This window comes from Frankia sp. R82, assembly GCF_023716925.1.
Classification (GTDB): Bacteria; Actinomycetota; Actinomycetes; order Frankiales; family Frankiaceae; genus Frankia.
Map to the genome: position 1 here is coordinate 1 of NZ_JAMQQG010000333.1, position 12,267 is coordinate 12,267.

At 72.5% G+C, this 12,267-nt stretch carries 7 protein-coding genes; 5 read left to right on the forward strand and 2 right to left on the reverse strand.

The window, feature by feature from the left end; translation table 11 throughout:
* Positions 1–58: 58 nt before the first annotated feature.
* On the reverse strand, positions 59–1,867 hold the full coding sequence (locus ND747_RS27505) for a class I SAM-dependent methyltransferase (protein ID WP_251737174.1): 1,809 nt from the start codon (positions 1,865–1,867) through the stop codon (positions 59–61).
* The gene (locus ND747_RS27510; protein ID WP_251737175.1) at positions 1,864–4,452 is read right to left on the reverse strand and encodes an HAD-IA family hydrolase; all 2,589 of its coding nucleotides are present in this window, start codon (positions 4,450–4,452) and stop codon (positions 1,864–1,866) included. Before ND747_RS27510 ends, ND747_RS27505 begins: the two co-directional genes overlap by 4 nt.
* Before the next feature lie 254 nt (positions 4,453–4,706).
* On the opposite strand from ND747_RS27510, the gene ND747_RS27515 reads away from it, so the two are divergent.
* From ND747_RS27515 to ND747_RS27535, 5 genes are all read left to right on the forward strand, one after another.
* The gene (locus tag ND747_RS27515; protein WP_251737176.1) at positions 4,707–5,651 is read left to right on the forward strand and encodes an ABC transporter permease; all 945 of its coding nucleotides are present in this window, start codon (positions 4,707–4,709) and stop codon (positions 5,649–5,651) included.
* A 172-nt stretch (positions 5,652–5,823) separates the two neighbouring features.
* The gene (locus ND747_RS27520) at positions 5,824–7,182 is read left to right on the forward strand and encodes an ABC transporter ATP-binding protein (protein WP_251737177.1); all 1,359 of its coding nucleotides are present in this window, start codon (positions 5,824–5,826) and stop codon (positions 7,180–7,182) included.
* Positions 7,179–8,645, forward strand: a complete 1,467-nt coding sequence (locus tag ND747_RS27525; protein WP_251737178.1) for a glycosyltransferase — start codon at positions 7,179–7,181, stop codon at positions 8,643–8,645. The genes ND747_RS27520 and ND747_RS27525 overlap by 4 nt, the downstream gene beginning before the upstream one ends.
* A gap of 41 nt (positions 8,646–8,686) precedes the next feature.
* Positions 8,687–10,273 carry a glycosyltransferase gene (locus ND747_RS27530; protein WP_251737180.1) on the forward strand — a complete coding sequence of 529 codons (1,587 nt, stop codon included), beginning with the start codon at positions 8,687–8,689 and terminating at the stop codon, positions 10,271–10,273.
* Positions 10,274–10,285: 12 nt separating this feature from the next.
* On the forward strand, positions 10,286–11,485 hold the full coding sequence (locus ND747_RS27535) for a glycosyltransferase family 1 protein (protein WP_251737179.1): 1,200 nt from the start codon (positions 10,286–10,288) through the stop codon (positions 11,483–11,485).
* The last annotated feature ends 782 nt before the right edge of the window (positions 11,486–12,267 follow it).

Here is a 12,267-nt window from a genome sequence, read left to right on the forward strand (position 1 = left end):
GCGTTCGTCGAGATCTTCCAGAACTGCAACATCTTCAACGACGGCGCCTTCGACACCCTCAAGGACCGCTCGACCCGGGCCGGCCGGATTCGGCTTCCCGCCGGCGTAGCTCGCCGAGTTCACGTTCGAGCTCGGCGATGCGGGCGAGCTGGGCCAGGTCGGTCGCGGCGAGGCGGCTGCGCTCCTCGTCAAGCCGGGACCATTCCCGTTGCCGGACCCGGGCGGCCGCGGTCGCGGCGTCCTGCAGGCGCAGGACCTGCAGGTACAGGTCGATGCGGTTGCGCTCCAGCCGGGACAGCAGCGGGTTGGAGATCCACGGCGTGAGCAGATCGGCGATCCGGCGGGCCCAGGGCGCGCGCCGGTCGACCACCACGCCAAGGCCGAAGATCGGCGCGACGGTGAAAAACCGCAGGTCGGGCTGTTCGGCGATGAAGTCCTCGATGGCCGTGCGCACCCCGTTGCGGGCGCCGCCCTCGGTCAGCGCCCAGGCGAACGCACCCATCCCACGAAAACCGCCCCGCACCGTACCGGGATCGTCGATTTCCACGCCGACGTCCCAGGAGTGGGGTTGACGGTCGTTCTCGGCGATCCGGTCCGGCGCGTAGTACTGGTCGCGCCGCCCGGCCGGCCAGCCGACGTCGTGCAGGATCACCAGGGGGAACGACGAACGGCCGAACTGCTCGACGGCCGCCGCGATCGCCGCCAGCTCGCCGCGCACGGTGGCGTAGTTGTGGTCGCCGTCGAGCAGGTAGGCGTCGGTCGGCGCATGGTCGTCCAGGGCCTGCGGGCTGTAGCCGCGGATGACCTGCACGTCCAGCCCACCGCCGGAGGTCGGCTCCACGCCGGGATTCGGGTCGACGACGACGAGCCGCCCCCCGCCGCCGCGCCGAAGCAGGTCAACCAGGAGTGTGGTGGTGACCCCGCTCTCCGAGCCGATCTCGGCGATGCTGCGCGCCCCGGAGGCCTCGACCAGCGGCACCCAGATCTCCCGCAGATCGGCCAGCGAGTGCAGCAACAGCGGGGCACGGGTCGGCGTGGCGGCGTCGGCCATCTCCTGGGCGTACCCCTCGACCCGTACCGGCGCCGAGGCCGCCGGCCGGGCCACGGCCTGCTCTCCCGCAGCCATCGCCGCGAGCTCGGCGAAGCTGTCCCGCACCGCCCCGGTGTCCGCATCCGCCGGATCCTCGGCACCAGGCCGCCTGGAGTCGGTGTGCACCAGAGCGTCGGTGGACGGCACGGCCCCGGTGGAGGGCGCCGGGTCGACCGGCAGCACAGCCCCGACGGGCGGCGTGGTTTCCACCGATGACACGGCGTCCGTAGATGACACGGTGTCGATGGACGAGACGGTGTCGATGGACGAGACGGTGCCCGTCAGCTGCGTCGCCTCCACGAGCGACTCGCTCCCGGTGGACGGCTCCGCCGCAGTGGACGAGACGGACTCAGTGGACGAGACGGCCTCGCCGGACGGCACAGCATCCCCGAACGGCACGGCATCCCCGAACGGCTGGTCGCTGGTGGGTGGTGCGGCGGGGTGCTGGAAGGCGGCTGCCAGGGCGAACGGGCGGGCGCCGGCCGAGCGACCCAACGGCCCGGTGAGCGGGTCGGTGAGTGGATCCCAGGCCTGCCCGTCCGGACGAGTCCAGGACGACCCGCGCGGCGGCACCCCGGAGGAACCGGCCGCCGCGGACGGACCCGTTACCTCGGCGGGGCCTGCCGCGGTGGACGACGGCGCCGCGTCAGCTCCGCCGCGCACCTCGAACGGCCCCCGTACCGGCGGCTCAGCGGCCGAGAACGCCGCCGGCTCGCCGCCTTCGGCGGCCGGCCCGGCCCCGATGGGGTCGGGAGCGGGATCCGCCTGTTCGGTCACCGCAGTCCTCCCAGCTCACGCCGGATCTTGCGGGCGGCCCGCACCGGCAACCCGTCGCGGGCCGGGCCGACAACGGGCAGGGCCAGCGGATCGCCGCGGATGCCCATCCAGCCGAAGGCCATCTCGACCTCCAGAGCGTAGACCCCGGCCAGCTGCGGCTGCGACGCCAAATCGATGGTGTAGACGAACTGTGGGTCGTCGCCGACGATCTCGACCAGGTTCGGCTGCAGCAGCCGCAGACCGACCAGGGCGAGCTGCTGCGCCGGGTCGTCCAGCGAAGTGATCGTCACCTTGTACGGCTCGCTGATGTTGTTGATGTGGAACGACAGCGTCAGCCAGTCCAGGCGCAGCAGGCCCCGCCGGCCAGCGGGGTCGATCCGGATCCGCCGGGCGCCCACCGCCTCCAGGCTCAGACGCACCAACGACAGGCCGTCCCGGGCCGAGCGGGTGACCGCGGTCTGCTTCGTGCCGTTGACGAAGTCCGCGCCGGTATCGACGTAGACCTCCACCGGGCCGGCCGCGGCCTCGGGCGAGACCTCCTCGGCCGGGACTCCCGCGGCGGCGGCGAGCCCGGCGACGACGGCGAGCGGCCGGTTCGCGACCCCGGCGACCCCGGCGGGCCAGTACAGCTCCCGCATGGAGATCTTCTCGACGTCGGCCGGGGTGAGGTAGGGCATGCGCCGCACCAGCTCCGGTGGCAGCAGGCCCTCGGTGGAGTCGGAGCCGAAGTTGTCGTCGTGCGCCCACGACCCGAACGCGGCGGCCTCCGCGGCGGTCGGGCGGGCGATGAACCGGGTCAGCGTGCGCAGACCCGCGTGGCGCGCGCCGGGTGCCGACAGCGGCGGCATCGGCGTCTCGGAGCGCCGGTAGCGCAGCCATTCCCGCTGGAAGGCCAGGATGCCGTCCTGCACGGCGGCCCGCTGGGCCACCTGGGTGCGCGACGTGCGATCGATGCTGAGCACCGGGTTGCTCATCTCGTCGAAGGAGACGAGCGAGCCGACGTCGGGCATGCACAGCTGCTCGAGCACCTCGGGGCTGCGCATGAGCTGGTTGGCCATCATCTCCGGCTGACCGCCGGAGGCCAGGTAGCCCTCGAGCTCGAGCCCGGCGAGCCGGTGGGTCATCGCCGCCTGGTTCGTCGCCAGGTACAGGCCGAGGATGTCCAGGCTGCGACCGGTGGAGGCGAGCAGCCGGGCGAGCAGTGCCTGGATGGTGCCGCCCCAGCCGAGGTCGAGCACGACCATCCGCCCCGACTCGGGCAGCTGGCCGTCGAGGTAGGTGACGTAGCGTTCGCGCAGCCGGGACGCGGTGAGCACGATCTCGCTGCGGATCCGCTCGTCCGAGCACAGGGCCTCGAGGGTGTCGTCGAGCAGCCCGGGGACGTCCAGGCGGCGCTCGGCCAGCGCGGAGATGCCGGCGACGTTGTCCAGGCGCACGCCGAGCTGGCGCAGCAGCTGGCCGACGCTGGGGGCGTGCCGGCGGACCAGGAAGCTCTTCAGCTCCTCCGGGCTGCCCTCGAACACGTTCGACAGGGCACACACCTGCCGGGACGCCCAGACGGTGGACGTGGTGATGCCGATGTCCTCACCCGGGTCGACGAGCAGCCGGGACAGAAAGTCACCCTCACGCATCAGGCAGTGGATGTGGTCGGCACCGAAGTCGCGGGCGCGTTCCACCGCCCATTCGGCGAAACCGGCGAAGACCGGCCCGAACACGGTCGCCCCGGTCTCCCAGTAGCGGCGCAGCCCGGCGGGGACGGCGAGGGCGTCGGCGCGGTGCAGCGTCCGGGCCCGCAGCGCGGTCATGCCGTAGTCGCCGTCCACGGGGTCGATCGCGGTGTCGTCCCCGGGTTGACCACGCAGGCCCTCAAGCTCGAGGGTCTGGCGCAGGGAGCCGGCGTACTTGGGGTAGTGGATGGCGACGAGCCCGTGCTCGCGGGCCCCCTCGACATCGGCGACGGGATGATCACCGAGATGGACGACCCGGGAGGGCTGCAGGTTGGCGGCGGCCAGCATGTGCTGGAACAGCCCGTCGCTCTTGGACGTCCCGGCGTCCGACGAGGTGAAGATCCGGGTGAACTGGACCCCGGACAGCTCCGGGCGATTCAGCAGCCGCTCGAGCTGGCCCGCGGAGAAGTACGTGTCGGACAGCAGGTACACCGGCAGGCCGAGCTTGGTCATCGCGAGTTCGGCGAGCTCGACGACGGCGAGGTCCGCCCGGCACAGCTCGCGCTCGACGGCGACCTCCGCGTCGAGCAGATCCTGCGCGCCCGCGGTGCCCGGCAGGGCTGGCAGCAGCAGCTGCCAGATCTCGTCGAGGCGGACCTCGTAGGTGCCGCGGGTCTCGTGGGCGTGCAGCCGGGCCACATGTTCGGCGTGCACCCGCAGCCGGGCGAACTCGCCGGGCGACACGCTCGCCGGCAGATGCCCGGCGTCGGCGAGCCGATGGCCGAGCAGCACGAACGCGTGAGTGGGCTCGGGCACCATGCGCCAGAGCAGGGTGTCGAACACATCCAGAGTCAGGGCCTGTGCCCCGCCCGACTCCAGATGCGACCACACTTCGCGTAGTCGGACGTCGGTGAACACGGCCGTCCCCTCCATGCGGCCAGAGGACGGCCGCCTTTGCCGGGTGGGCCCCGACGGCACACCGCACAACGGGAATTCCCGAGCGGCATCAGCCGGCCGAAGCCAGATGGACGCCATCGATACTATGGAGCGCACTTCGCACGCCCGCCACCGGACCGGATGATGACGCCCCGGACAGGCGGCGTCGTGCCCCCGGCAGTGGCACGGTAGCGTCGGGATTCCGGCGGTCGGGTCACGTGAGGAGCGGACAAGCTGTGTCACATCTCGCTGACGCTCCGGCGCCGGCCACGGGTCAGGTGATGGCGTCGACGCCGCCCGGCCCGCGCGGTGAGCCGGACCACGCCGCGGATTCGAGCCGGTTGGCCCACCGCAGCCGGGCGCAGACGAAGGTGCGCTGGGAGCTGCTGCGCAACCTGGTCCGCAAGGACCTGAAGGTCAAGTACAAGGGCTCGACACTGGGATTCGCCTGGTCGCTGGCGAACCCGATGCTGCTGCTGGTCGTGTACACCTTCGTCTTCCAGATCGTGCTGAAGGCCGGAATTCCACGGTTCGGCATCTACCTCATGTCCGGCCTGCTGATCTGGAACGCGTTCTCCGGCAGCGTTTCCGCGGCCTGCGGCAGCGTGGTGGCGAACGCGAACCTGGTCAAGAAGGTGCGCTTCCCGCTGGCGGTGCTCCCGCTGTCCGCGGTCGGTTTCGCCGCCGTGCACTTCCTGCTCCAGCTGGCCGTGCTGTTCGTGGTGATCCTCGTGCTCGGCTATCACCTGCTCGGGCCGAACCTGCTTTTGCTCGTTCCCGCGGGGGCCGTGGCGTTCGTCTTCACCGTCGCCCTGTCCCTGCTGGTCAGCGCGCTCAACGTGCGCTACCGCGACACCGCGCACCTGCTCGACGTCGCACTGCTCGCCTGGTTCTGGGTCAACCCGATGGTCTACGCCTTCAGCCTGATCGAGGACCGGCTGCACGAATGGACCTGGGTGTACCTGCTCAATCCGATGGCAGTGGTGGTCATCTCGTTCCAGCGGGCGATCTATGCTCCCCCCGCCGGATACTCCACGGGGCACAAGGCAGTCCTGCCCCACGATGGCTACCGGTTCTATCTGGAGCATCTCGCCATCGCCGGGGCGACGTCACTGGCCCTGCTCTGGATCGGCCTGCAGGTGTTCCGCACCATGCAGGCCGACTTCGCCGAGGACCTGTAGGCCGAACACGCGTGGCGCGAACAGGTCGAGGACCGGTGGGTCGAGCACGTGCGGGCGGACGCTCCGGTCGACGCAGGCGGTCCGCCTCCCCCGCCCCGGCGCCCCGGAACCAGCCCCCGCCGAGATGATGCGATCATGGTGATCGTCGCCCGGCGACCAGCAAGGAGTTGCAGTGGCACGACACTCGTCCGCATACCAGCGCGGCTCGGCGTTCCCGCTGCCCGCCCAGCCGCCACCCGCCCCCGAGCCGCCGGCCACGGTGGCGGGCACCGGGATCGGCACCGCCGTCCCCGGTGCCGGCCAGCCCGGCCAGCCCGGCGAGGCCGGGGGGGGCAGCGGGGCCGGGGTGGGCACGGAGACGGCCGTGGTGATCCAGGCCGGTGGGGTCAGCAAGCGGTTCGTGTCCTACCGCAACCGCGCGACCAGCCTCAAGGAGCGTTTCGTCCGCCGTGGCGGCCCGGCCGGTGAGGACTTCTGGGCGCTACGCGACATCGACGTGACCATCGGCCGTGGGCAGACCGTCGGTCTCGCCGGCGCGAACGGTTCCGGGAAGTCCACGCTGCTCAAGGTGCTCGCCGGCATCCTGCGCCCGAGCAGCGGTTCGGTGTCGGTACACGGCCGGATCGCCTCGCTGCTCGAACTCGGCGCCGGGTTCAACGGCGAACTGTCCGGGCGGGACAACGTCTACCTCAACGCGTCCCTGCTCGGCCTGTCCCGCCGGGAGATCGACCGGCTGTTCGACTCCATCGTCGACTTCGCCGAGCTGCGCCACAAGATCGACGATGATGTGAAGCACTACTCGTCCGGCCAGTACGTGCGGCTCGGCTTCGCCGTGGCGGTCCATGTCGATCCCGACGTGCTGCTGGTCGACGAGGTGCTCGCCGTCGGCGACGAGGCCTTCCAGCGCAAGTGCCTGGCCAAGATCGCCGAGTTCCGGGAGCAGGGCCGCACGATCCTGTTCGTCACGCACTCCCTCGACCTGATCGAGCAGATGTGTGACCGGGTGCTGGTCCTCGAGTCCGGATCGATGATCTTCGACGGGCCGCCCGCGGTCGGGACGAAACTGCTGCGCCAGAAGCTCGGCAGCCTGCCGTCCGACGGACCGGTGGACTGGCAGTACGCCACCGTGCGCCCACAGTCTGTGATGTTCAGCCACCAGTCGGGCGGCCCGACGACGGTGCAGTTCGACCCTGGCGAGCAGGTCGTCATCAGCGTCGAGCTCGACGTCACCGAGGGCGCCCCCGAACACGTCTACCTGCACACCTACATCGTCGGGCCGGAAGAGATCGCGATCTGGCTGATGGAGACGCCACCCGGTGGGTTCCGGCTGGAACCCGGGCGGCATGTGGTCGACTTCGTCGTGCCGCGCCTACCCGAGCTGCTCGGCGCGTTCGCCGTGAAGGTGCACGTCTCGGATGCGGCCACCGGCGTCCCGGTGACGACCCGCCGTTTCGAGGAGCTGTTCGGCGTCAGCGGGTCCCACGCGGGTGGACTTCTCAAGGTCGGCTACGAGGCGAGGCTGCGCGGATGACGGACCACACGCCGAACGACGATCCGGCCGCCACAGGTGCTCCGGCCACCCCGGGTACGGCCGGTGCCGCGCCACCGTTGGCGACCGTCGTGATCGTCAACTGGAACGGGGCGCACCTGCTGCCGGCGTGCCTGGACGGCATGGCCAGGCAGGAGGCACCCTTCGCCTTCCGGACCTGGGTCGTGGACAACGCCTCCACGGACGGTTCCCGGGAACTGCTCGCCGAGCGGTACCCGTGGGTGCACGTCGTGGCGTCCGAGCGCAACCTCGGCTTCGCCGGCGGCAACAACCTGGCGCTGCGTTCGGTCACCACCGAATACGCGGTGCTGCTGAACAACGACGCGGTCCCCGAGTCGACCTGGCTCGCGGCGATCCTCGCGCCGTTCACCGAGCCCGGCGGCCAGCACCTGGGCGCCACCACCGGCAAGGTCGTGTTCCTGCCCCGGTTCCTGCGCCTGCGGCTGCACGTCCCGACGTTCGTCCCCGGACCGCACGACTCCCGCGAGCTCGGGGTGCGCGTGTCGTCGGTGACCGTGGACGGGCGGGAGGTGCTGCGCGAGGTGCTGTGGGAGAAGCTCACCTACGGTGCCGAAGGGCCGGGCACGGCACCGTACTTCTGGACCCGCGGCGACGGCGAGCTGTGCGTGCCGATCCCCGACGGCGGGCCGGTCACCCTCGGGTTCACCTGGGCGGCGGAGTCGCTCAAGCAGGTCACCCTGGCGTGGGACGGTCCGGCCGGCGCCAGGGCCGGCACCGATCCGGCGACGGGTGGCAGCGCCGGTGGCGGGCAGGCGCAGCTGTCGGTCGGCCCCGAATCGACCACCGTGACCGTGACCGTCGGCGGAGACGCCCCCCGCGTCGATGTGATCAACAACGTCGGCGGGATCGTGCTCACCGACGGCTACGGCGCCGACCGTGGCTATCAGCAGGTCGACACCGGCCAGTTCGACCAGTCCGAGGACGTGTTCACCGCCTGCGGCAACGGCATGGCGATCCGCAGCTCGCTCGGCCACGAACTCGGCTGGTTCGACGACGCGTTCTTCCTCTACTACGAGGACACCGACCTGTCCTGGCGGATCCGGGCCCGGGGCTTCGCGATCCGCTACGTGCCGGGCGCGGTGCTGCGACACGTCCATTCGGCGTCCAGCGTCGAGTGGTCACCACTGTTCGTCTTCCACACCGACCGTAATCGGCTGCTCATGTTGACCAAGGACGCGACCGCCCGCCTGGCCCTGTCCGCGGTGCTGCGCTACCCGGCGACGACCGCGTCGATGACGCTGCGTTCGCTGCGTCAGGCCCGCGCCGCCCGCGGTCGCCCGGCGATCCGACCGACGCTGCTGCGCCTGCGGGTGATCGGCTCCTATCTGCGGCTGCTGCCGACGATGCTGCGGGCCCGCCGAGAGATCGCCGCCACCGCCACCGAGCGTCGCGGCAGCCTGCAGAGCTGGCTGGTCTCCCGATGAACACCGACGACGCGACCACCGACGACGCGAGCACCGACGACATGCGTGCCGTCGAGGCCGCGCCGGCCCCGGCTGCCGGGGTCCGGGCCGCGGTCTACAACCGGTTCTGGCACTCGATGGGCGGCGGCGAACGCCACAACGGCATGATCGCCCAGGTGCTGGCGGCCGACGGCGCGGACGTCGACATCCTCGGGCATTCCGACGTCGACCTGGACGCGCTGGGCAGTCACCTCGGCCTGGACCTGCGTGGCTGCCGGTACGTGCGGCTGCCCGACCGCGGCGAGCAGGCCGTCGCGGCGCTGTCGGCCGGTTACGACCTGTTCGTCAACGGCTCGTACATGAGCCGGATCGAACCGCAGTCGGCCCGCTCGGCGTATCTGTGCTTCTTCCCGACGCCGTTCGACCATGACATGGCGCCCTGGCGCAAGGCCGCGGTGCGCACCGCCGGGCCGCTGCTGCGCGGGATCCGACCGGCGGTGAGCTTCGGCGTCGGCTGGTACCCGCCCGAGGGTGGTCGCCGGCGCCAGTGGACCTGGACGAACGGGTCTGCGATCCTCGCCGTCAGCCCGGGCGAGCGCCGGACGTTGCGTGCCGACATCGGCCGTCCCGGCGCGCCCGGCGGCACGTCCCTGCGGGTGCTCGACGCCGCCGGCAGCGTCCTCGCCAAGCTGGAGATCGGCCCGGACTTCGCCCCGTTCGAAGTGCCGCTTCCACCGTCGGCGGACGGCACCGAGCTCACCCTGGTCAGCGACGCGTTCTCGCCCGGCGCCGCGGACGTGCGCGAGCTCGGGGTGGCGGTGAGCCGTCCGCGGGTCACCGATGGCGGGGAGGGACCGATCGCCCGGCTCCCGCTGCGTTTCCCCTGGCTGCTGCGCGACCCGGCGGACCTCGCTCACCTCGATCACTATGACGTGATCATGGCCAACTCCCGGTTCACCCGCAGCTGGATCGAGAAGCTGTGGAAACGGGACGCCGACGTGCTGTTCCCACCGATCCAGGTGGACCGGCTGCACCCGGCGCCGGTACGGGAGAAGGCGGTCGTCACCGTCGGGCGGTTCTTCGCCCCGGGCCTCGGGCATGCCAAACGGCAGTTGGAGATGGTCCAGTGGTTCGGCGAGCTCCACCGGTCGGGTGATCTGCCCGGCTGGTCGATGCACGTCGTCGGCGGCTGCGAGGACTCGCAGCTGCCCTATCTGGAGCAGGTCCGCGCGGCCGGCGCCGGGCTGCCGGTGCACCTGCACCCGAACGCCCCGCGGGCCGAGGTGGAGCGGCTGCTGTCGACGAGCTCGGTGTTCTGGTCGGCCACCGGCTACGGCGAGGACGACCGCCGCCGGCCCTGGACGGCCGAGCACTTCGGGATGACCACCGTCGAGGCGATGGCCGGCGGCTGCGTGCCCGTGGTCATCGACCGGGCCGGGCAGCGCGAGATCGTCCGCCACGGCGTCGACGGCTACCGGTGGACCGGCCCCGAGCAGGTCGCCTCGTTCACCCGCCGGCTCGCCGCCGAGGACGGCCTGCGCTCCCGGCTGGCCAGCGCCGCCATCGGACGGGCCGCGGCCTTCTCGGACGCGGCCTTCGCCGACCAGTGGGCCGACATCGCCGCCCGCCACCGCCTCTACCAGCGCTGAGCGGGCCGCCGGATGAGGATCGTGCTCGACGCGACGCCGCTGCTCGGGCGGCGCACCGGCGTCGGCCGGTACACCGAGCACCTGCTCGCCGGCCTCGCGCGGCTCGTCGCCGAGGCACGTGGCCACAGCGGGGACGCGGGTGCGCCGGCGTACTGGGAGCTGGCCGCGACCGCCTTCACGTGGCGTGGGCTGGACGAACTCGCCGGTGCGCTGCCCCCCGGGGTGCACCCGGCCGCCCGCCGCGCACCGGCCCGGCTGCTGCAGGAGGGCTGGGTTCGCGGCGAGCATCCGAGCATCGAATGGCTCACCGGCGCCGCGGACGTGGTCCACGGCACCAACTTCGTGCTCCCACCGCTGCGCGCCGCCCGTGGGGTGCTCACCATCCACGACCTGTCCTACCTGCGTACCCCGGACGCGGTCAGCGCCGCGTCCGCCCGCTACACCGACCTGGTGCCGCGCGGGCTGCGCCGCGCGGCGGCGGTGCTCACCCCGAGCCAGGCCGTCGCCGACGAGGTGATCGCCGCCTACCGGCTCGACCCGGCACTGGTCACCCCGACGCCGCTGGGCGTCGACGACGCCTGGTTCAGCACCGCCGCCCCCGACCTGGCCTGGCGGCGGGCGCACGGGCTGCCCGAGCAGTACCTGCTGTTCGTCGGCTCGGTCGAGCCGCGCAAGAACCTGCCGGTGCTGCTGGAGGCGGTCCGCCGGCTGCACGCCGCCGACTCCGACGCACTGCCGCTGGTCCTGGTCGGCCCGCCCGGCTGGGGACCGGCCCTCGACCTGGCCGGGATGCCGGCGGGCAGCGTGGTCACCGCCGGCTACCTGGACGCCGAGCAGCTGCGGGCGACGGTGGCCGGGGCGAGCGTGCTGTGCTTCCCGTCGCGCTACGAGGGGTTCGGCCTACCACCTCTGGAGGCCCTCGCGGCCGGGGTCCCGGTCGTCGCCGCCGACATCCCCACCGTCCGCGAGGTCACCGGTGCTCTGCTCGACCCGCCGGCCGATCTGGCCGGCCCGGTCGGGGGAAGCCCGGTGCGGCTGGTCCGCCAGGGCGGTCGGGACGGCTTCGCCGACGACCTCGCCACCGCGATCCTCGACCTGCTCACCGCGCCCGGCGACGCCGAGGCCGGTCGTCGCCATGCCCGCACCTTCACCTGGCGGCGCACCGCCGAGCGCACCGCCGCCGTCTACCGCCGGGTCGCCCAGACCGGTTGACGACCCGCCCACCCGTTCCCGCGCCAGGTTCAGGTTCACCAGCGCCAGGCCCATCGTCACCATCGCGACCACCGCGCCGGCGGCCAGCACGCCGAGGCCGAGGGACGGCGGTCCAGACCCCGCGCCCGCCCACGCGGCCCGCAGCCGCCCGTACTCCCCGAGCGGTGCCAGAGCAGGCTGTTTCCACCCGATCTCCCGGCCGGTGAGCACCACCCGGCCCGCCGCCAGAGCGCCCACCACCAGCGCGGTCAACAGTCCCGCCAGCAGCCGTCGACGTGCCGGGACCAGGGCGTCGGCCGCCGCGGCGACCACGACCGCGAGCACCGGCACCACGGGCAGCAGGTAACGGCTGAACGGCGCTCCGCCGGCCGAGACGTACCCGGCGAAGACCGCGACGATGACCACGCAGTGCCACCCCACCACCAGCCAGGCCGCCCAGCCGGCCAGGCTCCCGGCCGATCCGGCCCCGACCGCCGCAGCCCGGCCCTCGACCGGCCGACGACCAGCCCACGACCGCCAACGCCCCGCCGCCAACCGCACGGCCGCCACCGCGAGGCCGGCCCCGGTCAGCACCACCACGCCCATCGCGATCTGCCTCGGCTGTCCGGTGACCAGCCTCGGCCGTCCGAGCAGGCCGAGCAGGACCATCCGCCACAGGGAGCCGTCGCCCAGCACCTGCGAACCGGACGGGGCGGGGCCGGGCAACGGGGCTGGTGTTCACGACGGCGGTCGGGAGCAGGATCGACCCGCGCAACGTCAACCGGTGGTGGGATGCGGTGTGC